Source organism: Streptomyces sp. NPDC002784 (assembly GCF_053592135.1).
Window position 1 is genome coordinate 18,620 of record NZ_JBSFVD010000033.1, and the last position, 25,916, is coordinate 44,535.

General features: G+C 69.7%; 15 protein-coding genes and 1 pseudogene. 10 read left to right on the forward strand and 6 right to left on the reverse strand.

Annotation, left to right across the window (positions count from 1 at the left end):
• Positions 1–5: 5 nt before the first annotated feature.
• Positions 6–8,717, reverse strand: coding sequence for a golvesin C-terminal-like domain-containing protein (locus ACWD1Z_RS33080; protein ID WP_451123875.1), 8,712 nt, complete (start codon positions 8,715–8,717; stop codon positions 6–8).
• Positions 8,718–9,036: 319 nt separating this feature from the next.
• Between ACWD1Z_RS33080 and ACWD1Z_RS33085 the strand changes: the two genes are divergently transcribed.
• Positions 9,037–9,570, forward strand: coding sequence for a hypothetical protein (locus ACWD1Z_RS33085; RefSeq protein ID WP_451123877.1), 534 nt, complete (start codon positions 9,037–9,039; stop codon positions 9,568–9,570).
• A gap of 34 nt (positions 9,571–9,604) precedes the next feature.
• The gene (locus tag ACWD1Z_RS33090; protein ID WP_451123879.1) at positions 9,605–10,534 is read left to right on the forward strand and encodes a L,D-transpeptidase family protein; all 930 of its coding nucleotides are present in this window, start codon (positions 9,605–9,607) and stop codon (positions 10,532–10,534) included.
• Between the two features lie 87 nt (positions 10,535–10,621).
• On the opposite strand, the gene ACWD1Z_RS33095 is transcribed toward ACWD1Z_RS33090, so the two are convergent.
• Both ACWD1Z_RS33095 and ACWD1Z_RS33100 read right to left on the reverse strand, forming a co-directional pair.
• A complete protein-coding gene (locus ACWD1Z_RS33095) occupies positions 10,622–11,875 on the reverse strand; it encodes a poly(ethylene terephthalate) hydrolase family protein (protein ID WP_451123881.1) in 1,254 nt (417 codons plus the stop codon).
• A 485-nt stretch (positions 11,876–12,360) separates the two neighbouring features.
• Positions 12,361–13,188, reverse strand: coding sequence for an alpha/beta fold hydrolase (locus ACWD1Z_RS33100; RefSeq protein WP_451123907.1), 828 nt, complete (start codon positions 13,186–13,188; stop codon positions 12,361–12,363).
• A 155-nt stretch (positions 13,189–13,343) separates the two neighbouring features.
• Between ACWD1Z_RS33100 and ligA the strand changes: the two genes are divergently transcribed.
• On the forward strand, positions 13,344–15,431 hold the full coding sequence (gene ligA / locus ACWD1Z_RS33105) for an NAD-dependent DNA ligase LigA (protein ID WP_451123883.1): 2,088 nt from the start codon (positions 13,344–13,346) through the stop codon (positions 15,429–15,431).
• A 259-nt stretch (positions 15,432–15,690) separates the two neighbouring features.
• Positions 15,691–16,143 (forward strand): hypothetical protein, encoded by a 453-nt coding sequence (locus tag ACWD1Z_RS33110; protein ID WP_451123885.1) that lies wholly within the window; start codon positions 15,691–15,693, stop codon positions 16,141–16,143.
• A 44-nt stretch (positions 16,144–16,187) separates the two neighbouring features.
• Here the strand turns inward: ACWD1Z_RS33110 and ACWD1Z_RS33115 are convergent, their stop codons facing one another.
• Complete coding sequence (locus tag ACWD1Z_RS33115) at positions 16,188–16,781, reverse strand: hypothetical protein (RefSeq protein WP_451123887.1); 594 nt, start codon at positions 16,779–16,781, stop codon at positions 16,188–16,190.
• 277 nt (positions 16,782–17,058) lie between these two features.
• Between ACWD1Z_RS33115 and ACWD1Z_RS33120 the strand changes: the two genes are divergently transcribed.
• Both ACWD1Z_RS33120 and ACWD1Z_RS33125 read left to right on the forward strand, forming a co-directional pair.
• Positions 17,059–18,741, forward strand: coding sequence for a hypothetical protein (locus ACWD1Z_RS33120; RefSeq protein ID WP_451123889.1), 1,683 nt, complete (start codon positions 17,059–17,061; stop codon positions 18,739–18,741).
• A gap of 95 nt (positions 18,742–18,836) precedes the next feature.
• Positions 18,837–19,265 (forward strand): hypothetical protein, encoded by a 429-nt coding sequence (locus ACWD1Z_RS33125; protein ID WP_451123891.1) that lies wholly within the window; start codon positions 18,837–18,839, stop codon positions 19,263–19,265.
• 176 nt (positions 19,266–19,441) lie between these two features.
• Here the strand turns inward: ACWD1Z_RS33125 and rph are convergent, their stop codons facing one another.
• Positions 19,442–22,084 carry a rifamycin-inactivating phosphotransferase gene (gene rph / locus ACWD1Z_RS33130; RefSeq protein ID WP_451123893.1) on the reverse strand — a complete coding sequence of 881 codons (2,643 nt, stop codon included), beginning with the start codon at positions 22,082–22,084 and terminating at the stop codon, positions 19,442–19,444.
• A gap of 356 nt (positions 22,085–22,440) precedes the next feature.
• Here rph and ACWD1Z_RS33135 point away from each other — a divergent pair.
• The 4 genes and pseudogenes from ACWD1Z_RS33135 to ACWD1Z_RS33150 all read left to right on the forward strand — a co-directional run.
• Positions 22,441–22,872, forward strand: a pseudogene (locus ACWD1Z_RS33135) (SRPBCC family protein); the annotation flags it as partial.
• Between the two features lie 114 nt (positions 22,873–22,986).
• The gene (locus ACWD1Z_RS33140) at positions 22,987–24,591 is read left to right on the forward strand and encodes a phytoene desaturase family protein (RefSeq protein ID WP_451123909.1); all 1,605 of its coding nucleotides are present in this window, start codon (positions 22,987–22,989) and stop codon (positions 24,589–24,591) included.
• An 89-nt stretch (positions 24,592–24,680) separates the two neighbouring features.
• On the forward strand, positions 24,681–25,160 hold the full coding sequence (locus ACWD1Z_RS33145; RefSeq protein WP_451123895.1) for a hypothetical protein: 480 nt from the start codon (positions 24,681–24,683) through the stop codon (positions 25,158–25,160).
• Positions 25,161–25,177: 17 nt separating this feature from the next.
• Positions 25,178–25,645, forward strand: coding sequence for an MSMEG_6728 family protein (locus ACWD1Z_RS33150; RefSeq protein WP_389419695.1), 468 nt, complete (start codon positions 25,178–25,180; stop codon positions 25,643–25,645).
• Between the two features lie 13 nt (positions 25,646–25,658).
• Here the strand turns inward: ACWD1Z_RS33150 and ACWD1Z_RS33155 are convergent.
• Positions 25,659–25,916: SH3 domain-containing protein (locus ACWD1Z_RS33155; RefSeq protein WP_451123897.1), on the reverse strand; the 258-nt coding region annotated here is incomplete at its 5' end.

A 25,916-nucleotide genomic window follows, 5' to 3' on the forward strand; every position in this document is an offset into this window, starting at 1 on the left:
CACTGTCATGGCATCCCCGCAGAAGGTACTGGTATCCCGGACCGGCTGTCGGTGACCATACCTAGGTTGCTGAACTGTTGCGATCCCTGGGGCCCGGTGAGGAGGAGGTTGGGAAGCTCGTCGGTAAAGATGACACCTGGTGAGCCGTCCGCGTACATCCCCTGTACCGACACCGTGATTGACCTGGGCACGGTACGGGCTCCTAGATAATTGGGGGTCACCTCGTAGAGCACCACTTGACCCACCTCGATCGCATCTTCAACAACCTCCTCGAAGACCCGCATGTTGATCGTCTGAGTTCCTGCGACGTCGTCGCCATATGTGTTGGTGACCCGACCGCATGTGGCGAGGTTCCTAGGGTCAAGGCCGTCACCACCGAGGGAGGCACCGATCAGGTGACAGGCGTTGATGTGCCGGCCCGGGTCCGGGTGCCCGTACCAGCGGGCAAGTTTCCTCGCCCATTCGTATCCGGGGGGGCAGATGTAGGGCGTGCTGCGGCACTTGACGTCGGTGCCGTGCGTGGAGGCGTATGCCTTGTCGATGCATCCGACGGCGCCCGTGGCCCGTCCTCCGTGGGCCGTGTCCACATCTCTGTAGGAGATCCAGCCCTGACCGTCAGTGCCGTGACACGTCGGATCGGTTCGTGGCGTAGTGCCGCTGGCGGAGCCGTCACCGGGGGCAGAGTCATCCCCAAGGAGTTCGGAGATGCCGATCACAAAACTCGTGATGAGGCCGCCGAACAGGCCACCGCCTCGCGTCTTGGGCGCCGTGGATTCGCGGTAAGTGCCCCCGCACATCCCGGTGGCATCGCAGCTCGTATGCCCGTCCATTTCGATGAAGCTGATGGGATTTCCGCCCGTGAAGGCGTAGCGGTTGCCGGTGAAAGGGTCGCTGCCGAGGCCCATGTCGGCGAGGGCGCCGTTGTACATGTCCCGGCTCGTGAAGCGGTTCAGCCCCGGGCTGTAGTCGCGGAAGCCCATGTCGTACGTGCCGGATTGAGCGTCCCAGCGTTTGGCGTTGTAACGGTAGGCGTTGTACGCCTCCTTGGTCGGGTCCGCCGCGTTCGGCTTGTCGATGCCCGTGTACTCGGCCTCGTTATCGGAGCCGTAGGCGGTGTAGCCGTACGTAGCCTTGGTGTTGCCGCTTGCGTCCGTCAGTGTTTCGACGTCGGTGTGGCTGTTGTAGCCGTAGTAACCGGCCTCGGCCGTGCCGTCGGTGTTGTGCTTGATCTGCGAGAGGCGTTCGCCCCAAGGGCTGTACTGGTAGGACTTGGTCAGCTCGCCGGCGACCTTCTCGTCCAGGACCTCCGATGACAGGCCCAAGTAGGAGAAGTCCGTGGTCTTGCCGTCCGCTGTCTTGGAGGCGGTGCGGTCCAGTGGGTCGAAGGTGTACGTCGTTGCCTTCAGCGCGCCGGTGCTGTCGGCCTTCTCGGACTTCACCACGTGGTCGAAGCCGTCGTACGTACTGCGCTCGATGATCTGGCCGCCCGAGGTGACTGATTCCTGGCGGCCGAACGGGTCGTAGTTGTACTTCGCCGTCGACGTGCCCGTCGTGGCGCTCAGCAGGCGGTTGCGGTCGTAGTTGTAGGTGGTCGCGGTGCCCTTGACGGTCTGGCGGATGACGTTGGCGTTGTCGTCGTGGACGTAAGTCTCCGTGCCCGCGCCGTTGCCGGTCTTGACCGACTCCTTCAGGCGGTCGGCCGGGTCGTAGCTGTAGTTGGTGGTCGATTCCAGGTACGCCGCGTGGTTGTCGGCGTTCATCTTCTTCGCCACGTCCTGCGCCTTGTTGCCGTTGGCGTCGTAGGCGTAGGTGTGGGAGGAGACGAGGGTGCCGTTGGCCTTCTTCTCGGTCGTCGACCTCAGGGCCGCGTCGAGGTAGTAGGCGTAGTCGACGGTGTTGCCGTTGGCCTTGGTCTCCTTCAGCTTCAGGCCGCGGTCGGTGTACGTGTACGACGTCACCTTCGGTGCCGCGTCCGTTGCTGTCTTGCCGACCGACACCGTCTTGACCAGCTCACGCAAGTCGTAGGTGTACTTGGAGAATTGATCCGGGTGGGTGACCGTCTCCGGCTGGCCGTTGGCGTCGTACGTGTACGACGTGGCCTTCTTCTCCGTACCGGCCAGCGCCTCGGTGACCTTCTGGACCTGGTTGAGGCCGTTGTAGGCGACCGTGTACGCGTCGATCTTCGCGGTCGACGACGTGTCGTCGATCTTGGTGAGGTTGCCGTTGAGGTCGTAGGTGTAGGCGAAGTTGTTCTTCTCGGTGTCGGTCTCACCGGCCGTGTCACGCACCAGCTTCACGCCGTCGGCGACGACCGCACCACCGCTGTTCTGGAACAGCTGGAGCTTGGCCGCGTTGCCCTGTTTGAAGGCGTAGGAGCCCACAGCGACCCAGGTGTTCTGGTTCGCCGTCGCGTTCTGATCGAGCGTCTTGTCGGCGGTCCCCGTGGAGTGGGTGACCGTGTACTTCGCTGCCGTCGCCGCACCCGTCACCTTCGGGAACTTCACGTACGCGGTGTACGTGCCGTCCTTGGGGATGTTCAGGGTCCAGGTGAAGGCGTCCGTACCCGTGCCGGCCGCATGCGTGCGGTGGTTGTAGCCGTGCTGGCCCGCAACGTCGCCGGTGGCCCAAGTCCCCGTCGACGAGGTGTTCTGCGTGTCGGAGTTGTCCACCAGGACCACCGACTTGCCGACCGGGACACCGGCGTCCGCGCGGGACTTCAGCGTCCCGTCCGGGTAGTGCGACCAGGTCATCGTGCGGTCGGAGGAGCCGCCCGCCGAGGTCAGGGTGCGCTTGGTCTGCTGGCCCAGCTCGTTGTAGTCGTAGGTGGTGACGATGTCCCACGGGTCGGTGGAGGACTTCACCCAGCTGTTGTCGAAGTACGAGTAGCTGGTGTCGTTGCGGACCGTTTCGCCTTCCGACGGCGGCAGTGAGGTCTTCTTGACCCGGCCCACCTCGTCGTAGACGGTCTGGGTGTAGACGTTCGCGTTGTTGTAGCGGGGATCCGCCGGGTCGTACGGCTGGAACTGCTTGACCGGGCGGTTCAACGCGTCGTACTCGGTCCGCGCGGTGAACGCCGTGGTCGTGCCGGCCGCTACAGCCCGCGGGGTGATGACCTTGGTGGTGTTGCCGACCTGGTCGTACTCGAACTGCGTCGTGCGGTACGTGATGGACGTCGTCCCGGAGTGCGGGACCTTGACCTCCTTCTGCTTGCCGCGCTCGTCGTAGGCGATGGTGGTGGTGTTGTTCTCCGCGTCCACCGTGGACGTGACGAGCGAGTCCTTGTCGTAGAACCGCTTGCTCGTCTTTCCGGCCGCGTCCGTGACGGTGGTGGCCCGGTGGTTCAGGTCGTAGGCGGTCTTGGTGGTGTAGTCGGTCGTGTCGGCGGTCGCGTTCTTCTTCGGGTCGATGACCTTGGTGACGTTGCCGACCGTGTCGTACTCGTAACTGACCTTGTCACCGGCCGCGTTGACCACGTGGTCGAGCTGGTAGATCTCGTTGTAGTGATTCGTGGTGACGTAGTCCGTCAGGTCCGCCGTCGTCGCCGTGCCCTTCGGCTCGGTCGTCGTCTTGAGGTTGCCGACCTTGTCGTAGGTGTACGTCGAGGTGCGCGGTGCGGTGTTGTTGTTCGCCGGTGCCGTCGCCGTGGACACCTGGTCGGCCTTGTCGTACACCGCGGTGGAGACCGCGCCGTTGGGTGCCGTCGACGTCGTCACGTTGTCGTTGGCGTCGTAGACGGGCGCGGGCGTGGTGATCAGGGCGCCCGCCGCCTGGTCCTTCGGCACGGTGTTGACCGTGGGGCGGCCGAACGTGTCGTACCCCTGCGTGGTCTTCTTCCCCAGCGCGTCCGTGACCTCGCGGACCTGGCCGCGCTCGTCGTAGACGTAGTCCGTCGACTTGTTCAGCGCGTCGGTGATCGTCGCCGGGTAGCCGGTGGGGCCGAAGCCGCTGTAGCTGGTCGGGTTGCCGTTGGCGTCCGTCGCCTTGGTCAGCTGGCCATAGGAGTTGTAGTCGTACTTCGTGGTGTAGTCACCGGCCGTCGCCGTCGCCACGCCCTTGGGGTCGGTGACCGTCTTGAGGTTGCCGAAGGTGTCGTAGCCGAACTGCCAGGCCCGGCCCTCGGGTGACGTCTTGCGCCACAGGTCGGCGGAGTAGCCGTCGGCGCGGGTCTGGTACTGGTACTTCGCGGCGCTGGCCGGCCACTTGGTGGGGTCGGTCACGCAGGCGGTCGCCTGGTCCGGGACTCCGGTCTTGTTGTTCTCCGCGTCGCGCTGCCAGAGGGGGTAGCCGGTCTTCTGGTCGTAGCAATACGCCGTCTTGGCGCCGTTGTCCTCTTCCAGGTAGGTGACGTTGTTGTCGGCGTCCCAACTCATCTTTGTGGTCTGGGACTTGGCGTTCGTGGTCTGGACGGGGCGGCCGAAGTCGTCCGTGACGTACTTCGCCGCGTGTGTCTCGGCGTCGGTGACCGTGGTGTCGGTGAACTTGGGGTTGGCCGTGTTCGCCGCGTACGCGAAGCCCGTGTCACCCCCGAGACGGTCCGTGATCGTCTTGGCCCACCAGTGGTACTTGGGGTTGTCGCCCGCCGCCGGGGAGTGGTACGCCAGCGAAGTGCCGTTGCCCCGCGGGTCGGTCACCTTGACCAGCTTGACGTTCTTGTTGCCCTGGATGGCGTCGTAGGTGAACCTGAAGGTCTTCGGCTGGTCGGAGCCGTTGCCGTCGACCATGCGGCCCAGCTGGCCGGTCTCGGTGTAGTAGAAGGAGATCTTGCGGCCGGAGATATCCGTCAGGGACGCTATGTGGTCGTAGATCTTGGGGTTGTTGAGGTTCGTCCCCGTGACCTGCGCACCGGTCTCGTTGATGTACGAGTAGGTCGCGTCGCCCTTGAGCCAGTACCCGACGCGCAGCGACTTCCGGCCCGCCGGGTCGGTGATGTACTTGAGGAACTTCGTCGGCTTGTGGTTGGACTTGCGTTCCTCGTAGGTGTACGTCTGCGTGTTGCCGTTCTTGTCGACGATCGACGTCAGGTAGCCGTCGCAGCCGAAGAGGAAACGTGTGCCGTCGGGCCGGAGCAGGGTCCAGGCGTCCGGGACCGGGTCCTTGGCCGGGGTGCAGTCCAGGCCCGCCTTCATGGTGAGCCGGTAGTGCACGCCCGCCGGCGCCTTCCACGTGCCGTCGGCCTGCTTGCGGAAGACGTGGGTGGTGCCGTCGCCGTCGGGCAGACGGATCTCGGCCGGGTGGGGATTGGGGTGGAAGTCCAGCGCGGCGCCGAGGCGGATCGGCCCGGCGAGCTGTGCCGACCAGCCCGCGCCCGACACCGTGTCGCTGGTGTCGAGGGAGTTGTACGAGAAGCGGGCGAAGGTGGTCAGGCCGCGTCCGGGGTTGGTGAACGCGTTGTACGACCAGACGCTGTTGCCCGAGGCCAGGTTGTTCATCACCGTCGAACCGGCGCCGGTGTTCTTGCCGGTGTAGGCGTAGAACTTCTCCAGGCCCAGGCTGTTGGAGGTGGCGTCCTCCACCGCCACGTTCTGCTTCAGTGCCGGTATGCCGCCGGTCCCGGCGGACAGCCAGCTGCCGTCGGAGACCTTCCGGACGTCCCAGCCCAGCACGTACTCGGTGCGCTTGTTGCCCGAGTCGGAGTTGATCGGCGTCTTGACCTGCGCCTTGATCGTCGCCGACTGGCCGGGCGACAGGGCCGGGATCGCCGTGGAGAGCTGGTTTCCGCCGGTGGTGGCGTCGGTGCCGTCCGGGAGCTTCCAGGTGTACGACAGCTGCCGCTCGCCCGCCGCCCATGCCGTGCTCGTGGTGTTGGTGACCGTGAAGTCGACCGTGTAGGTGGAGTTGGGGGTCATCCGGGCCGGGGTCCGCGGCGCGTAGTAGGTGTCCTCGGTGGTGGAGTCGACGTAGATGACCCGCAGCAGCGGGCCGATCTGCTGGTCGGCGGCCTCCGAGGCGAGGAACACCGTCTGCTCCTGCGGGCCTGCGCCGGTCTCGTCCTTGAGCTTGACCATCGCGCCCTTGTTGCTGGTGGGCGTCTTGATCCAGCTCTGGGTGAGTGAGGTGGCGTCCCACCAGTGCCGGCCGACTTCGGAGACCTGGGCGACGGTGTCCGAGACCGTCGCCGCATAGTCGCCGCCCGCGGTCGTCCACGCGGTGGCCGACGTGGCGTTGTTCCAGGTGGCCTCTGTTTCGGTGAAGCCCCGGTTCAGGCCGCGGAGTTCGTAGATCGCCCCGTTGGTCTTCGTGGTGGTCTCCGCGCCCCACATGAACATCCGCGACTCCAGCACCGTGGCGGTGGCGGGGATCGCGTCCGTGGGGAACTTCATCACCGCGCGGGTCTTCTCCGTAGCGCTCGTGGGCGTGTTGTTGCCCACGCTCAGCCACTTCTGGCCCACACCGTCGTAGGAGAGGGTGTCCTGGTTGGTCGTCGGCTCAGCGGACGACAAGGTGGTGTCCGTGACCCCGCCGGCGGTGCCCTGGATCAGCCGCATGGTGCGGCCGGCCTTGGGGACGCCGACGATCCGGGTCGGTGAGCCGAGCAACTGGTCATCGGCGGTCTTCACCGCGATCTGGTAGTAGTACGACCGGCCGATCTCCACGCTGGAGGAGTCGGGGGTCGGTGTCGCGGTGGTGTCCGTGTAGCTGGTGACCGTCCCGCCCAGCGGGGCCACCAGGGTGGCGGCGGACGGCGTGAACGCCTGCTGCGTGGAGCGGTGCAGCTGGTATTCGACGATGTCCAGACCGCTGTCACCGGTGGTGTTGCTGTACGGCTTCCACGACAGTTCCGGACCCGTGCCGTGAATCACCGTAGGTGAGTTCAGCGTGGTGCCGACCTTGCCGTACGTCACTGTCAGCCGCGGGATGGTCGAGGTCTCGCCGCCGTAGTCGCCGTCACCGGCCTCGTACCGCGGCCCACCGAGCGCCGTCGCGGCCAGCGTGTCGTCCTTGGCCTGCAGGACGAAGCCGTTGTTGACCTCAGTGCCGCTGATCCACTTCTGCACCGTATTGGTGACCGGGAAGTTGTGCCACTGGCTGTACTCGCCCTTGTTCTTCACGACCTGCGCGGGGTTGCTCAGCCGCACCGCGTCGGCGATCACCGCCGAACCCGCCGGGCTGGCGGTGTCGCCCAGGACCACCTTGTAGCCGGTGCCGCCCCGGTTGAACTGGTACTGAGTGCCGCCGCCCAGCGAGGTCCACACCCCCTCGGTGCCGGCCGACTGGTCGACCGACGTGGTCGCGCTGCCGCCGTTGTAGGTCACCGTGTACGGGGCCGCGGTGGTGCGGTTGGCTGAGGCGACGTGGTGCACGTCGACCCGGTAGGTGCCGGTGTCGCCCACCGGTGTCCGCCAGGTGTGGGTGTCGCCGGAGACCGAGTCCTGGTTGACCCGGTAGTCGCCGCCGATCGCGTGCTGCGCGAGCGTCGAGCCCGACGACGGCCAGGCACCGACGGCCGCCGTGCCCGCGTCCCCGTCGTCGAACTGCACCGTGGTACCGGAGAGTTCACCGGCCAGCGCGCTGGTGGAGGACCAGGTCGCCGTCGTCTCGTCCCAGGGGCCGGTGGCCCGGCGCACCTCGATCGTGTTGTTGCCGGCCCCCGTGGTGTGCGCCTGGTCGAAGTACATCTCCAGGCGTGCGGAGTCGAGATCCACCCCCGCGGGGATCTCGTCCAGCGGGAACCGGATCAGCGAGCGGGCGATACCGGTGTCGGTCTTGCCCGCGGACAGCTTCCAGCTGGTGTTGAAGTTCGTCGACGGCTGGTCCGACAGGACCATGACGTCCTGAGATCCGGACGGTGACGGCGCGATGGTGATCGTCGGGTCGATCACCACGGGGTACTGGCGCTCCTTCGCCGCCAGCCACTTCGCGTCCGGCGTGACCGTCAGCTTCCAGGACTTGCCGTCCGGGGTGAGCTTCTGGGTGACGTCGGTGCTGTAGGTCTGGCCGAAGACCGATCGGTCCGCCTTCTTCGCATCCGTCATGTACGGCGCCGGGATCACCATGACCGGTGTGTTGGGCAGCGCGCCGTACAGCGCGATCGAGCCGTCCTTGCGCGCCTTCGGCACCAGACCGTCGGTGTCCAGCGTGAACACGAACTCCAGCGGGCCGTCCGGGCGTTCGGCCAGGACGATGTTCTCCTTGACCCGGCCCGCCCCGACCACATACTCCAGGTCCGCGCCGCCGAGCGCGTCCTGGTACGTGACCGTGGACCCCTTCGCCACCGGCTTCAGCCTGCCGCTCGCACCTTGGAGGCCAAGGGTGACCGAGCGGCCGTCCGGTGACCTGAAACTCACCAGCCGGTCCGCATCCGAACCGAACCACGTACGGCCCTCGTTCGTCGTATTGGCGAAATCGAAGCCCTGCGCGTCGGTCTCGTCCACCGTCGTGTCGATCGGCTTCCACGACGTGCCCTGCTGGTACGAGGTCGGGGTCGCCGACAGTTCCGCCTCGACCCGGCCGTCCGACAACGCCCAGAACCGAGCACTCGACGTGCGCTTGCCGGTGATCTCCCGGACCCGCTTGGCCGGTGGCTGAAACTTCTCCTTCGGCAGCTTCTCCCGGTCCGCCACGTCCAATTCATCGTGTGACGGGGGGTTTTCGAGCGCAGGCTCGTCGCCGTCTTCGTCATCGTCCGAAAACCAGCCTTTGACCGTGTCGATGAGTCCCTTGTCATCACCGTCGGAGGCCGGCATCGCATAAGCGGCTTGCGGCAATGCGGTACTCATGACCGCGGCTGCCACCAGGCAAGCCATCGTTCTCCCCAGTCTGGGTCTCACGCCAAACCTTCCTGAAGAAGCTGACCGGAATTCGCCGTCCCAGTGCCTTCTGAGCAGCACGAACAAGGCCACGGAACGCGGCGACGCAGTTCCTAGTCAGTCAACTGATGACAAGTCAAGCGACCGGACATGAAGGGCAGTTACCAAGAATTCGGGATCTGGATGTCCGAAATATCCGCACGCTGGCGATCGGGGAACGGCGTCATGTATAAAGCGCCCGTCATCGCCCGCCACCCGGGCTATTTCCTATTTCCGAAGGGGACGTTTCATGGGCGCCGTAACCGGAAAACCCGCACCTTCCCCGCGGGAAACGGATGAAGACGCACGGCACGGGAATGCGGCCGGCGAATCAGCCGAGCCCCGCCGCCCCCGCTCCGACCGGGCAGGGCTGCTCATCGCCGGCGCCGCCCTCGCCGCCTGCACCGGGCTTGTCCTCTACGGCGTCCTCGACAACGGTCAGGACGACACCCCACCCGAACGCCGGGTTCCCACCGCCTCGGTGACCTACGAAGTCACCGGCAACGGCACCGCCGACATCAGCTACCAGGCGCGCAGCGAGTCCTCGAAGGCCGTGACCGTCAAGGACGCGGCGCTGCCGTGGCGCAAGACGGTTGCCGTGCCCCTCGGCCGCGAGCCAGTGGTCAGCATCGTGCTCGGCGAGCACGGCGGTCAGGCCCGCTGCACGCTCACCATCCGCGGCCGGTACGTCCAAGGCGCCACCGCCAGCGGTGCGTTCGGCCGCGCCACGTGCATCGGAACTCTGCCCGCGCCGGGCGCGGCAGGCAGCGGCACCCAGAAATGACCAGATCCGCAGACGAGAACGCAAGGAGCCCTCTGTGCACGCCCTTCCCCGGCAGGTGCTGACCACTGCCACCGTCCTCGGCACCCTGACCCTGACCGGCGCCTGCGGCGGGCAGGACGACGACCGGCAGGAGGCGGCCTCGGAATCGGTCGCGGCGCCGCGGACCTCGCAGTCCGGCTCGCCCGAAGCCTCCGCCAGCGCATCGCCCTCCGGGTCTCCGTCCACCCGCACCTCCGCCTCCGCCTCCGCGTCTGTCTCACCGTCGGTCTCGGCCTCCGCGTCCACGGCCGCCGCGGACAACGCGGGCAGGGAGAGCAGCAGCGGCTCCACGACGGGAGGATCCGGTGGTGACACCACCGTTCCCGCCGCGCCCGACTTCCCGGTCCCCGTGGAGGTGGGCGACGCGACCCAGGTGATCACCGTCAAGGCCAGCGGCTCCTACGCCACCGTCACCGCCTGGGCCAAGGGCCCCTCCGGCTGGAAGGCGCAGTTCAGCACCGGCGCGGGCCGGGTCGGCTCCAACGGGGTGACCAACGGGGCGACCCGGATGCAGAACACGTACACCACGCCTGGCGGCACCTACACCATCACCGAAGGCTTCGGCCACGTCCCCGGCGGCACCGCCATGCCCTACCACGTCGTCGCCGACGACGACTGGTGGGTGCAGGACCCGGAGTCGAAGTTCTACAACCAGATGCACGGCGAGGCGGGCGCGGACTTCCCGCTCACCGAGTCCGGCGACCGGGGCAGCGAGCACCTCATCAACTACCCGACGCAGTACGCCAAGGCCCTCGTCATCGACTTCAACCGCTGGCCCGCCACCCCCGGCCGCGGCGCCGGTATCTTCCTCCACGTCAACGGCAGCGGCGCCACCGCCGGTTGCGTCTCCGTCCCCCGCGCCACGATGGACCGGATCATGAGCTGGATCACCCCGTCCGCGCACCCCCGTATCGCCATCGGCTGAGCGTGAATCACGGGGCAATCCCGCTGCCGACTGCGCAAGTACCCTCCGGAAGGGCACCGGTGGTGGCCACCGGTGCCCTCGCGTTGCTTACCAGTTCTTGTACTGCGTCTCGCCGAGGCCGCAGAAGGTGCAGCCGGTGCGCAGGAAGTCCTGCGTGCGGCGGAACTCCTCGTCGGCCAGGTGCCACCGCAGCCAGGCGGTGATGATGTGCTGTCCGTTGCGGGTGGCGGCGATGTGGTCGGTGCCGTTCAGGATGTTGAACCACACCGGTACGTCGGTGTTGGCGTAGTCACGCTCCACGTTGGGGGTCGCGAAGTCGTCGTCGCCGCCGATGTAGAGGGCGGGGTTGCGGAGGTTGTCCGGCCCGTTGCCGTCGAAGGAGCCGCCGGCCACGTGGATCGTGGTCTCCAGCCGCGGCTCGTCCGCCACGTCGAAGGTGCCGATCGAGCCGCGGGAGTGGCCGCCGAAGGCCACCTCGGAGGTGTCGATGTCCTGGTACAGCGGATTGCTGGGGCTCGCGTTCTGGTCCTCGATCCAGTCCAGGGCGTCGACCATGTAGTCGCCGCTGCTGGAGGAGACCTCGCTGTAGACGATGAACCCGTGCGAGGCCCACTGGCGGAGCATGTCCTCGTAGGCGGCCGGGTCGGAACCCGCGCCGGGACCCCAGACGAGGACCGGGTGGTTCACGCCGTTCTGCCCGGCGTTCGACGGGTACACCAGCCACCCGTCGTTGCCGGGACCGGCGGTCGTGTCGATGGTCACCGCGTACGGCCCTGGCGCGGTCACGTTGGTCACCGGGGGCAGCGTTCCGCCCGGCGGATCGGTCGGTCCGCCGCCCCCGCCGCCCGCCGCCTGGACGAGGACGTCGTCGACGGTCAGCGTCTCCAGCGCGCTGCTCGCGTCCAGCGAGAAGCGGAGCCGCACGCTGCGGCCGTCGACCGACGAGGGCAGTTGGAACGACGCCGCGCCCGAGGCGGTGCGGGAGGACTCGAGCGTGGTGAACGTGCCGCCGTCGACGGAGTAGGCGACCGTGAACGCCTCACCGAGGTCGAGGCCGGTCGCCGTGCGGGTGTACGACACCGAGATGCCGCTGTATCCGGTCAGGGCGATGGGTGCGGAGGTGAGGGACGGGTCGGTGAGCAGGGAGGCGCTCAGTCGCGCCGCCCCGGTGGTGGTGCTGACGGAACCGGTGGAGGTGAAGGTCCCGAGCCCGGAGGAGAAGTTCTCGCTGTAGACCTGGGTGGCGGCGGAGGCGGGGCCGGAGAGTGCGCCGGTGACCCCTAGGGCGATGGCGCCTGCGGTGGCCGCGCCGAGCAGCCGCAGACTGAGGCGAGATGACATGACTGATCCCTTCTGGCCGCGCCGCCCGCCCTCGGCGGTGGCGGCGCGTCGTCGTGCCGGGCGCACGGGGGCGTCCCGTGCTTCCGGCGCCGGAGATCGTGCGGGAGTCGAACCATGCCGATTCAAGCGGTGCCCTTCGGCAACGCGGATCCGTCAAATCACCGGTGCCGGGCCGGTGCGGGCACAGTGGTGGGGCCGTCAGCCATGAGCGGCGCCATCGGGGGCATGTGGGGTGGGGGGCACGGCTGCTTGCTCAAGGCCTGCGAGGGCCGGGGACGAGGACGTGAGGAGCTCTCCATGTACGTGGCGCGATCGGGAGCGGCAGTCGGCCTGAGCTGGCAGTTGGGCCTCGTGGTCCTGGTGGTGGGGCTGACGATCGGCGTGATCATGATCGCCCGCGGACGCTGGAAGAAGTAGGCACCGCCGCGACTCGTCCTTCCCTGCCGTGCGGGAGTCCGATGGGCGGGGACGACGTACCCGGGCCCTCACGATCCGCGAGCCGAAGTCCCCTCTTGGGCCAAGCCCTCAAGGAAGTCCGAGAGCGCGGTATGGAGGAGTTCCGGCTGTTCCAAGTGCAGGTCGTGGCCTGTGCCCGGGATGCTCATGGCCATGGTGGTGGGTCGTTGCCGGAGCATTTCGTCGGCTTCCTGGGCAGGGATGAAGCTGGATTGGGCCAGAACGACCAGGGTGGGGCACGCGACCTGCCTCCACTCGGGCAGGAAGGAGCGCTGCGCGGTCTCCGCCAGTGAGCGGACCATCACGTCCCGCTCGAAGCGAGGCCACCATCCGCCCTCCCGTTCTTCCAGTCCCGCCGCCCATCCCGCGCCGACCGGTCCGCCGCCGAAGAATGCGGCTGCCGCTTCCGGTGAGGGAAACGGTGTCGGCCACGAGTCGAGCCAACCGCCGATGTTCGCGGGCGCCTGCGCGTCTGGGCCGCCGGGGCCGGCCTCGACCAGCACGAGTGCGCGGACGTGTGCGGGGTGCGCTGCGGCGGTGAGCATGGCCGTGTGCCCGCCGAGCGACTGGCCAACCAGGACGGGCCGCCGCAGCGCCAGCTGATCCACTACGGCGATGACGTCGGCGACGTAGGCGGCGCGGGAGACGTCCCGTGGGTGGCGCTCGCTGCTGCCGTGTCCGCGCTGGTCGACCGCGACGACCCGGTACCTGGAGCTCAAAAGCCCTGCCAGCGCGTCCCATTCACCCGCGTGACCGGCCAGGCCGTGCAGCATCACGATGGGCTGTCCACGCCCGCCCCAGTCCCGGCAGGCAAGCCGGACGCCGTCTCGCGCCACCACGTGCTCAGACCATCCCACGGCGCCCCCAAAGAATCGGCTGTCCCTGATCATGGCGTACGCGCCTCGGGGTGATGTTCCGCAGCGCGCATCTGGGTCGCTGTACTGCCGCATGTGCCGTCTCGCCCGCCCCGCCGCACCGGGCATTGTCAGTGGTGGGAGGCAGGATGAGGGGCATGACAACACCTGCTGCTGTGATCATGGATGCCGCCGCCTACGCGCAGGCGGTCGAGGACGCGGTGAAGGCGTCGGCCGCCTACTACGAGGGCGGGACGTCGGCATTGGACGACGACGCCTACGACCGGCTGGTGCGAGGCATCGCCGCGTGGGAGTCCGAGCATCCTGATCAGGTGCTGCCCGACTCGCCGACGGGGAAGGTGGCGGGGGGCGCCGTGGTGGGCGATGTCCCGCACACGGTGGCGATGCTGAGCCTGGACAACGTCTTCTCGCCGGAGGAGTTCACCGCCTGGACCGCATCCCTGGCCCGGCGTATCGGCCGCGATGTCGAGCGGTTCAGCGTGGAGCCGAAGCTGGATGGGCTGGCGGTCGCCGCCCGTTACACCGACGGCCGTCTGAGACAGCTGATCACCCGCGGGGACGGGACGGCCGGGGAGGACGTCTCGCACGCCATAGGCACCATCGAGGGCCTGCCGGACGAACTCGCCGAGCCGGTCACCGTGGAGGTCCGGGGCGAAATCCTCATGACCACCGCCCAGTTCGAGCACGCCAATGAGGTCCGCACCGCGCACGGCGGACAGCCGTTCGCCAACCCCCGCGGCGCCTCGGCGGGCACCCTGCGCGCCAAGGAGCGTGCCTACACCGTGCCGATGACGTTCTTCGGCTACGGGCTGCTGCCCCTGCCCCATACCGAGCCGGCCCTCGCCGCGCGGTTGGGCGAACTCGCGCACAGCGAGCTGATGGCGCAGGCCGCCGCGTTCGGGGTCAACACCACCGCCACCACCGCGGTGCCCGGCATCACCGCCGACACCGTCGAGCGGGTGCTGGACCAGGTGCAGGAGATCGCCGCTTTGCGGGCCGAGTTGCCGTTCGGGATCGACGGGGTCGTCATCAAGGCGGACCTGGCCGCCGACCAGCGGACGGCAGGATCGGGTTCGCGTGCTCCGCGGTGGGCGATCGCCTACAAGCTGCCGGCCGTCGAGAAGATCACCCGGCTGCTTGAGGTGGAGTGGAACGTCGGGCGTACGGGCATCATCGCCCCGCGCGCCGTCCTGGAACCGGTCGAGATCGACGGCGCCACCATCACCTACGCCACCCTCCACAACCCGGCCGACATCACCCGCCGCGACCTGCGTCTGGGCGACCAGGTCATGGTGCACCGGGCCGGTGACGTCATCCCCCGCATCGAGGCCCCCGTCGCCCACCTGCGCACCGGCGACGAGCGGCCCATCGTCTTCCCCGAGGCGTGTCCCCGCTGCGGAGCCGGCATCGACACCAGCGAACAGCGCTGGCGCTGCGAGAACGGACGCAACTGCCATCTGGTGGCCGCCCTGTCCTACGCGGCCGGCCGCGACCAGCTCGACATCGAGGGCCTGGGCCACACGCGTGTCGTCCAGCTCGTCGACGCCGGGCTCGTGGCCGATCTCGCCGACCTGTTCACCCTCACCCGCGAGCAGCTATTGGGCCTCGATCGGATGGGCGCGACCAGCACCGACAACCTCCTCGCCGCCCTCGCCGCGGCCAAGGGCCAGCCCCTGTCGCGGGTACTGTGCGCGCTCGGGGTCCGCGGCACCGGCCGCTCCATGTCCCGCCGTATCGCCCGGCACTTCGCCACCATGGACCACATCCGAGCCGCGGACGCCGAAGCGATGCAGCAGGTCGAGGGCATCGGCACCGAGAAGGCCCCGTCGATCGTCGCCGAACTCGCCGACCTGGCCCCGCTGATCGACAAGCTCGCCACCGCCGGGGTGAACATGACCGAGCCCGGCGCGACCCCGCCCGTGCCGCAGGGCGGTGGCGCCGACGACGCCGAGGAGAGCCCCGAGCGTGCGGGCGGGCCGCTGGCCGGGATGACCGTGGTGGTCACCGGTGCGATGACCGGCCCTCTGGAGAAGCTCAGCCGCAACCAGATGAACGAGCTGATCGAGCGCGCCGGGGGCCGTTCCTCCTCCAGCGTCTCCAAGAAGACCACGCTGGTCGTCGCCGGAGAGGGAGCGGGGTCCAAGCGGGCCAAGGCCGAAGACCTCGGCATCCGCCTGGCCGCTCCGGCCGAGTTCGCCGACCTCGTCGCCGACTACCTCGACTGAGCCGCGCGCGGCGAGTGTTCTGCAGCTCACACCGGTGGTCGGGGTCCGTACGGGAACAACCCGCGACAGTTGACCGTTCAGCTACATGTGGCTTGCGGAGGGGACAGTGTCCCCGGGCCTCACCCATAGCCCATGGGGACGATCGTCCGGCTGAAGCCCCATGGAGCCCTCCGCCGAGAGGCGACCGCCCTCCGCATGCCACCCTCATACGGCCTCGGCTGGTCTCCCCCGTCCAGCCGGGGCCTTCGGAGGACCTCTGATGACGACTGACCCAGTCACCGCCGGGGCCCGTCTGGCCGGCGAGGTCATGCGCGCCCGACTGGCCGATCCCCGATTCGCGCGTCGGCTCCAACAGCGTCTGCGTACATGGGACGTCGATCGGGACATGTTTCTCGCCCAGGTCGAAATCGCGGTCCTCGCGGCGTTGCTCGCCACTGCCGATGAGCCCGCCGCCGGTTCGCCCGAAGCCTGGTGCCGCGCCGCGGCAGCGGTCTTACGAGCACCGGAGGACGTGCACATGTTCGCCGCCCTACCGGGCTCGCTGCCGGACCCGGTCAAGGTTCGCCTAGGTCAACTGAGGCTGCTGTCCACCGGCTTGACGCCCCGCTCGGGTCTCCGCTGGCATAGACTGCGCCACACCGCCTGCGAGTTCCTGGCGCCCGCCGCACTACGGGAGGATGGCGGCGATCCACCCACCCCGCACTGGTCGTGAGGTTGCGGGGCGAGGAGTATGCGGCGGGTGCCGGATCAGTGCGGTCAGGCGGCGGCGAGGGCGGTGCGTGCTGCGTCGAGGAAGGCCGTATGCGCGCGCTGGTGCTGGTTCACGGGTGTGCTCGCGTCGAGGGCGCGTTCCAGGGCTTCGGCGGCGGAGACGACCGGGCCGGGGCCTTCGAGACGGACCAGGGTGAGCGCTTCAGTGACCGAGAGCAGGGCTGTCCGGTAGAGATCACGGCAGTCGGCTGCTTGCGTGGTTCCCAGGGCCTGTTGCCATTCGCGGCGGCGTTGGTGCGCGGTGTCGGTGGCGACGAGGAAAGCGGCGTACGCGGTCCGGCGCACCTCCCGCTGCGTGGCGAGGTGTTGGGCGGTCAGCGTCTGTCGGGCGACGTCGAGTTGGGCGTCGGCCTGCAGGCGTCCGGCCTCCCAGGCGGCGTCCGCCTGGCGGCGTCCCGCCTCCCAGGCAGCGTCCGCCTGGCGCTGGCCGGCCGCCCAGGCCGCGTCCGCCTGCCGGGCCGCGGCATCCACCGCACCCTGCGCCTGCTTCCGGGCGGCCGCCAGGGTGAACCACCCGGTCATCAGGCCGCCGGCGACGGCTCCGGCCACCGCGGAACCGGCCGCGATCCAGGCCGTCATCGTCTCCCCCGCCACCCTGCTCCCACCGCCGCACGCTCCACCCACCGGAACGACAGTGTGCCAGCCGGCGCGGTGCGCACGGCCCGCCACCCGCCAGCTGCCGAGCCGCTCCGCGTACGCCTCGCGTGCGGCGCCGGATGCGTCACGGCCGACCCCGCTTTTCCTGCGAACGCTGCTCCCCACCGGCGCGAAGAGACATGATGGACGGATGAGGAACGGGGGAAGCGAGCCGCAACCGTCGCGTGTCATGCAGGTACCCCAGGTGGGTCCAGGCCCCTTGCGCGACTTCCAATGCGCTCTGTACGAGGCGTACTTGGCGGCCGGCACCCCGACCTTCCAGGACCTGGCCGCGGACGCGGCGCGTATCAGCGACCTCGACCCGGCGCCCGGCGCTGAGATCATCCGGGCTTGCCTGGGCGAAGCGCAATTGCCCGCTCAGCAGGCCGACGCCGCCGCGATCGCCGTCATCCTGGCGCGCCGCGCCGCGTGGAACGCGGACGACTTCGCGCTGCTGATCCGCGGCCTGTGGCTCAAGGCACGGCTGACGGCGCCGCTGGGGCAGCCCCTGCGCCTCGTCACCGATCCGTTCGCCCTGGAAGTGCACAGGGCCATCGACCACAGCGCGGGCCAGTTCCCGCACGACCTGCCGCCGTTGCCCGCCTACGTCGAGCGCCGGCACGACGAGCAGTTACGCCAGTACGTGACGCAAGCCCTCAAGGGCACCAGCACGATGGCCGTGCTGATCGGCCCCTCCTCCACCGGCAAGACCCGCGCCTGCTGGGAGGCCGTCCAGGAGCTGCCCGACACCTGGCGGCTCTGGCATCCCATCGTGCCCGGCCGGGCCGACGCCGCCCTGACCGGGCTCGGCGGCATCGGCCCGCACACCGTGGTCTGGCTCAACGACACCCACCACTACCTCACGACTCCCGGCACGGGACTGGGCGAACGGGTGGCCGCCGCACTGCGCGCGCTGCTGCGCGAGCCGTCGCAGGCGCCGGTGTTGGTGCTGGGCACCATCTGGCCGGAGCACTGGGCCCAACTCGTCCAGGAACCCGGCCCGCAGGAAGGCGGGGAAGACCCGCACGCGCAGGCCCGCTACCTCCTGGCCGGCACCGGCGTCACCGTCCCGGCCGCCTTCACCGCCGATGATCTCGCCCGGTTGCTCGGCCAGGCGGCCCGTGATCCGCGGCTGCTGCACGCCGCCCGGCATGCCGAGGACGGGCGCATCACCCAGTACCTGGCCGGAGCGCCGGCCCTGCTGGAGCGCTATCGCACCGCGCCACCGGCCGCCCGAGCGCTGATCGAGGCGGCCATGGACGCGCGTGCGGCCGGGCACACCGTCGCCTTGCCGCACGCTCTGCTGGAAGCCGCCGCCGAGAGCTACCTCACCGACGCCGAGTGGGACACTCTGGGCGAGGACTGGTTCGAGCAGGCCCTGGCCTACTGCGCGGCCCCTTTGCGCGGCGCACGTGGTCCCCTCACCCGTATCCGGCCCCGCCGCGGTGCCTCCGCCCCACCCCAACCGCACTACCGGCTGGCGGACTTCCTCGAGGAGCACGGGCGTGCCACCCGCCGGCTCGTCCGCGCCCCCACCGGCTTCTGGGACGCTCTGGTCGACCACGCACGCCGCCCGGATCTGACCGACCTCGCCCAGTCGGCCGGCGAGCGCGGCCTGCTCGCCCCTGCCCTGCGGCTGTTCACCGCGGCCTACGAAGCGGGGCAGGCCGACAGCCTGCGGGCCGCCGGCACCCTCCTGCACAGCGCCGGGCGCATCGACGAGGCGATCACCTGGTACCAGCGCGCCAACGAGGTCGGCGACACCGCCTCCCTCGGACTCGCCGTCACCCTCCTCTACGACACCGGACGCACCGACCAAGCCCTCGCCTGGCTCACCGAACGCGCCCACCAAGGCGACCCGGCCGCACCCAGTTGGCTCGCCCAGCTCCAACCCGCCCAGTGACCATCGGCCGTGCTCGATGTGTACTCGATGTGTAGCGGCGTACACCGTCTTGACAACATGTGTTTGCCATGGGCGCGAGGGGCAACGCGAAGGACATGAATCAGTCGAACAGCGCCACGAATCAAGACTCCGCGAACAAGCGGAACGCATCTGCCAAGGCCCGGCAGGCCACGGCGAAGGCGACTGCTCCCGCGTCGCAGGCGGCGGACAAGGCAGCCGAGAAGTCCGGTGACGCGACCTCAGCAGCCGCGAAGGGGGCCGAGCGTGCGGCCGGAACGGGCACCGCGGTCGTGCAGAGCGCGGCCGCCGGTGTCCAGGCCGGGCGCAAGGCCGTCGTCACCGCGTCGGGACAGGCCGTGGCCCTCGCCACGACGGCGTGGACGTTGATCGCCAATCGGAAGCTCGTCGCCGCCGGTGTGGGGGCGGGCTTGTCGGCGGTGACCGCCACGTCCTACCTGGCCGGTCGCCGCGCGGGACGCCGTACGCTCGGCCCGATCACCCGCATGACCGGCGGACGGATCTGACCGGCTGTTCCATCCGCCCGCAGGGGCGGTGGGCCGAACAGCGTGCCTGCGCGCACGAGGTGGCCGGCCCCGGACAGGGACACAGGGCCTCTTGGCTACTTGCGGGCATCGAACCCGCGAAGGCCAAGAGGCCCTGTCGTGCGACGGTTACTCAGCCGGAGCCGGGTGGCTCCCGCTCACGGCAGCACCTCGACGTACCCGTCGGTGCCGTGGACGCGGATCCGCTGTCCGTCCCGGATCAGGCGGGTGGCCTGCTCCACGCCCACGACGGCCGGCAAGCCGTACTCCCGGGCGATCACGGCGCCATGGGTCATCAGGCCGCCCACCTCCGTGACCAGGCCCGCGATTCCGGCGAACAGCGGCGACCAGCTGGGGTCGGTGAAGGCCGTGACCAGGATGTCGCCCGCTTCGAGGTCGGCCTGTGCCATGTCGAGGACGACGCGGGCTCTGCCCTCGATCGTCCCGGCCGAGACCGGAACGCCGACCAGGGCGCCGGGCGGCACGTCGTCGCGCCGGTACGACCCTGTGACCACCTCGCCGTCCGAGGTGAGCACGCGGGGCGGGGTGAGCGCGTGGTACGACCGGAACGCTTCCTTGCGCCGCTCGATGAGCTGGTCGTCCACCTGCTTCGAGCGCACGACGTCACGCAGTTCCTGGAAGGTGAGGTAGAAGATGTCCTCCTTCTCCGGGAGCACGCCTGCTTGCACCAGGCGCTCGGCCTCTCCCAACAGGGCCTGCTTGTAGAGGAAGTAGCGGCTGACGATGCCGTACTTGGGGTACTCCCGGTACCCGATGAAGGTCCGCAGCCGGTCGATCATCCGCTTGGCCTCGTCGGCTTTCCGGTCCCCGTCCGGCAGGGCGCGCAGCCGTGACAGCACGTCCTGTTCCTTCTCCAGCGCCTTGTGCCGACCTTCCTCGAAACGCCGCTCAGCCGCGCCCGGCTCGCAGTTCCGGACGTGGTCGAGGATCGGGGGCACCAGTGTGGTGGGGCGCTCGCGCCAGCGTGGCCTCGTGATGTCGATCTCGCCGACGCAGCGCATGCCGTAGCGGTCGAGGTAGGCCTCGATGGCGTCGCGTGCGTCGGCGCCGCCTTCCACCTTCGGCAGTTCGTCCAGGAAGCCCTCGTCCACGACGCTCTCCAGGAACGCCACCACCTTCGGATGCGGGCGGATCACGTCCGCGACGTCGAGCAGTGCCAGTCCCATCTCGGACGTGATGTTGCCGGGGGCGGAGAGGGTGAGCGTGTCAGCCGCGTTCTTCTCGCCCAGCCACTCCCCCAGCCTGTCGTTGAGCCACCAGGTGGCCTCCATCCCCGCCATGATCGCCTGCATGCTCAGCGGATCACTCAGGACTCGTTTGTGCTCCTCGACCGCCTCCAGCAGGAAGTCGAACAGCGCCGGTCCGCTCTTCGTCCGGATGTCGCGCTCCAGGGCGTCGACGGACGCCTCGCTGCGCTCGATCAACTCGGTGACGAGGGCGGGGTCGGTCTCGATCGGGGCGGGCGCGGCGGCCTTGGCCGGGGACTCGGCGGGGCCGGTGTCCGGGAGAGTGGGGATGAAGTCGTCGCGTTCGAGGACGGTCTCCACGGCGTCCCGGATCAGCGGATCGGCTTTCCCCAGGGCGTCCAGGAGGCCGGCGCGGGTCGTGGGCGAGGCCAGGCGCGGGGTGACGTCGACGAAGAGCCGACCCCCGGCTTCCTGCATCGGCACCATCGCCGTCAGCTGCCACATGGACAGCCCCAACGGTTTCATGGGGTCGGTCATCATCTGCCCGTGGCCGACGGAGACGTAGACGTGGTTCTCCTGGTCGCGGGTCTCGGGGACGGGGAACAGCGTCGTGATGGGGCGGCTCTGCACGATCCGGAAGTCATCGTCGAGCAGGCACCATTCGATGTCCTGCGGGCGGCCGAACCGTGCTTCGATGCGCCGGCCGAGCTCCACCAGCCGCACGGCCTGCTCATCGGTCAGCGCCGGCTGCTGTTGCCGCTGCGGGTCGATCACCACTTCCTGCGTGCCGCCGGACGGCAGGGCGTGAACGGCCCGCTGTTTGGCGGCGATCGTCCTGGCGACGACCTCCCCGTCCCGCACCTTGAAGACGTCCGGGTTCACCAGGCCGGAGACCAGGGCCTCGCCGAGGCCGAAGCCGGCGTCCACGGTGGCGACCTTGCGGTTGCCCGTGACGGGGTCGGCCGTGAACAGGATGCCGGCCGCCTGCGGGAGGACCATCTGCTGCACGACCACGGCCATGTGGACCGTACGGTGGTCAATGCCGTTGCGGCGGCGGTAGGTCACGGCCCGCTCGGTGAACAGCGAGGCCCAACACCGGCTGATGTGCCGGAGGACGGCCGTCGGTCCCATGACATTCAGGTACGTGTCCTGCTGGCCGGCGAAGGAGGCCGTCGGCAGGTCCTCCGCCGTCGCGCTGGACCGGACGGCGTAGGCGGCGTCGTCCCCGGAGCGGCTCAGCGCGTCAGTGATCGCCGCCGCGAGATCGTCCGGCATGGCGATCCCTTCGATGATCCGGCGCACCTGCGCGCTGAGCGCCCGGATGCCCTCCCGGTCGTCCGGGTCCAGGCGCGACAGCTCATCGAGCCGATCGCCGACCGCCGGTTCTTCCGCCATGACCCGCCGGAAGGCGTCCGTCGTCACGCAGAAGCCGTCCGGCACGCGGACGCCGTCGATCCGCGCCAGCGCGCCCAGCTGGGCGCCCTTGCCGCCGACGACCGCGACCCGCGTCTCGTCGACCTCGCGGAGGGCCAGCACGTACGGCCCCACCGGCGCCTCCAGCTCGGTCAGACCCTTCAGCAACTGCTCACGCACCGCGCGCCCTCATCTCTGCAGGTTGTAGCCTCGGCGGACGATTCTGCGCCGTCGCCGGGGCCTTGCCGCAAGCCCCCAGGTGCGCTATACGTTGAGCATGGCAAGGAGCCGGAACTCCTTGCCTTTACTTGTGCCCGCGTGCCCGCGGGCCCTCCAGCCGCCCCCTGTGCCCTCCAGCCACCCGGGTGTGCGCGGCATCGGACCGATGGCGCGCCACGGGCCTCGGCCGAAAGCCGCTCTGACCGGCAGGCACACGCTCTGCGCTCCGACGACCCCGTCCCGCGCCGTCACTCCGACGGTTCGGTTGGATCTGTGGCGGGTGGGGCACTCGGGGCGCGGTCGGCGGCCGGTCGGCCATGGCGCCTTGGGAGGACTTCGTGGCTGTTCGTCATCATCTGATCCGCGTCCCTCCGAGCCGGGTGTGGGACGTCCTCTCCGACGGCACCCGGTACGGCGAGTGGGTGGTGGGGACCTCCCGGTCCTGGCCCGCCCGCGGGCAGTGGCCGCAGACCGGCGCGGCGATCCGCTACGAGATCCGCCTCGGCCCCCGGAAACTGGTCAACGAGACCGTGGTGCGCCACTGCGAGGAAGGCGCCTGCCTGGAGCTGGAGGCCCACGCGGGGCCCCTGGGCACGGCCCGTATCGCGATCGAGCTGCGGCCGTGGGGCGAGGACTGCCTGGTGATCGTCGACGAGCACCCCCTGCGCGGCACGGGAGGCCGGCTGCACAACGCCGCCATCGAGCCCCTGATCCAGCTGCGTCATCGCGCGATGCTCGCCCGGCTCGCACGGTTGTGCGAGAACTCCACCCCCGCTGCGTCGCCGAGGCCCCGCAAGCCCCGGGCCAGGCCGCGCAAGGCGCACGCCGCGCCGAAAGAAGCCGATCCGGAGGCGCCGGACGCGGTGGTGATCGGCGCGGGCCCGAACGGCCTGGTGGCCGCGAACCTGCTCGCCGACGCCGGGTGGAGCGTAGAGGTGCTGGAGGAGCAGCCGGAGCCCGGCGGCGCCGTACGCCACGACCGGGAAGTGGACCCCGAGTTCGTCAGCGACCTCTGCAGTTCGTTCTATCCCCTGGCCGCCGCATCGCCGGTGCTGGCCGGGCTGCGTCTGGAGGATCACGGCCTGCGGTGGAGCCACGCCCCCAGCGTGCTCGCGCACCCCCTCACCGACGGCAGCTGCGCGGTCCTGGACCGGGACGTCGACGTCACCGCCCAGTCCCTCGACGCCTTCGCGAAGGGCGACGGGGACGCCTGGAGGCGGCTGCACGACATGTGGCAGGACCTGGGCCCCGACGTCGTGGACGCACTGTTCACGCCCTTCCCTCCCGTACGCGCCACGGCGCGGCTCGCGCGGCGGCTGCGGGCCGCGGGCGGCCTGCGGATGGCCCGCTCCCTGGCCCTGCCGGTCCGCCGCATGGGCGAGGAGGAGTTCGGCGGGGACGGCGGACGGCTGCTCCTGGCCGGCAACGCCCTGCACGCCGACCTCGCCCCCGAGTCGGCGGGCAGCGGTGGATTCGGCTGGCTCATGTCCATGCTGGGTCAGACCTACGGCTTTCCCGTCCCCGTGGGCGGAGCGGGCGCGCTGGTCCAGGCCCTGACGCGGCGGCTGGAGGCGCGTGGCGGGCGGGTGCGCTGCGGGCAGCGCGTGACCCAGGTCGTGGTCGCGGGCGGGCGGGCCGTCGGCGTGCGGACCGCGTCGGGTGACATGGTGGGGGCGCGCCGGGCGGTCCTCGCCGACGTGTCGGTGCCCGCTCTGTACGGCGAGCTCGTGGACGCCGACCATCTGCCCAGCCAGCTCATGGACGACCTGCGCCGCTTCCAGTGGGACTTCGCCACGTTCAAGGTGGACTGGGCGCTCGACGCCCCCGTGCCCTGGCAGGCATCGCAGGCGGCCCGGGCCGGCACGGTGCACCTCGCCGACGGCATGGACGAGCTCACCCGCTTCGCCGCGCAGATCGCCATGCGGCAGGTCCCGGACCGCCCCTTCCTGCTGTTCGGCCAGATGACCACCGCCGACCCCTCCCGCTCGCCACAGGGCACCGAATCGGCCTGGGCGTACACCCATGTCCCCCACGAGGTCGGCTCCGACGCGGGCGAGGAGGGCATCACCGGCCGCTGGGACGCCGCGGAGGAGGAACGCATGGCCGACCGGATCGAACAGCAAGTCGAACGGTTCGCTCCCGGTTTCCGCTCCCAGATCCGCGCCCGCCGCATCCTGGCGCCCCCGACCCTGCAAGCCCTCGACGACAACCTGCGCAACGGCGCCATCAACGGTGGCACGACCGCGCTGCACCAGCAGCTCTTCTTCCGCCCCGTACCCGGCACCGGACGCCCGGAGACCCCCGTGGCGGGACTCTTCCTCGCCTCGGCCAGCGCCCACCCGGGCGGCGGGGTGCACGGCGCTCCGGGAGCCAACGCCGCCCGCGCCGCCCTGCGCCGTCACTCACCCGGCCTGGTCCGCGCCCAGCGGCTGCTGATGCACCGCGACCGCACGGGAAGCAGCCACTGACCGGCCGACCGCGCCGACGCGCCACCGCACATCCGCACATCCGCACATCCGCACATCCGCACATCCGCACATCCGCAAGGAAGGAACCCATGAACGACGTCGCCGAAGCCTCCGGCTCCCTCGACCCGAGCCACGAGCGTCCCGCCGGCCTCGACAACCTCGACAACCTCGACGACAAGACCGTCGAGGCGCTCGGAGCGCTCTCCAAGGCGTGGGAGACCACCGAGCGGGCCCGGGGCCGCCTGTACGACTTCCACCAGCTGACCGGGACCGCCGACCTGCAACTGGACGACGCCGTAAGACTGCTGAAGGAGGCCGGTCATCCCGAGTGGGCCGAGAAGGTCCGCACGGAGATCCTGGGCCGCAACGTCATCCCCGGGCACTGGACGTTCCAGATCATCGAGGCGTACAACGCCACCTACTACCAGCCCTTCCAGGAGCTGGAGACGAGTGCCGTCCAGGAACTCGCCGGGGGCCGTGACCACCTGTACGAGGCGCAGCTCAAGGAGAAGCGCCGTACGCCCGCCCACCCGGACCACACGCAGGGCCCGATGGGACGGCAGACCTGACCGAATCGAGCCGGCCGATGCAGACCTTCCTGCCAGAATCCGACTTCCACCGCACCGCCCTGCTGCTGGACCGGCGACGACTGGGCAAGCAGCGCGTCGAAGCCCTCCAGGTGCTGCGCGGCCTGATCATCCCCGGCTACGGGTGGCGCCGGCACCCGGCCGTACGCATGTGGACCGGGTACGAGGAGGCACTCGTCCGGTACGGCCTGGAGATCTGCCGGGTCTGGCGGGACCAAGGACACCAGGACAGCTGCGCGGCATCCCTCGTCTCCCAGCTGGCCGCGCACCGGCCCGGTACCGCGGTGCGCGACCAGCCCGCCCTGGCGGCCGCGGGTGAGCTGCCGCCCTGGCTGGGCGACGAGCCCTTCCACGAAAGCCACCGCTCCGCCCTGGTCCGCAAGGACCCGGACACCTACGCCGCGCTCTTCCCCGGCGTCCCCGACGACCTGCCCTACGTGTGGCCGGCCTCGGACCGCGAGCGCTGACGGAGCGGCCGGTTCAGCACCTGGTGGTGACGCCTCCGGTCTCGTCGCCCTTGAGGTAGATACCGCTGACATAGCCGACCCCGCCCGCGTTCAGCGGCAGCCGGATCCACTTGTCGTTGGTGATGCCCTCCGCGGTCACGCTCTGACCCACGGTCCAGCAATGGGCGGGGTACGACTGACCCGCGTACACCTTGCTGACGGCGTTGCACGAAGTCGACGCGCAGGAACGGACGTTGGCCTCGGCCCACGCCGTCACCGTCGACCCACCACC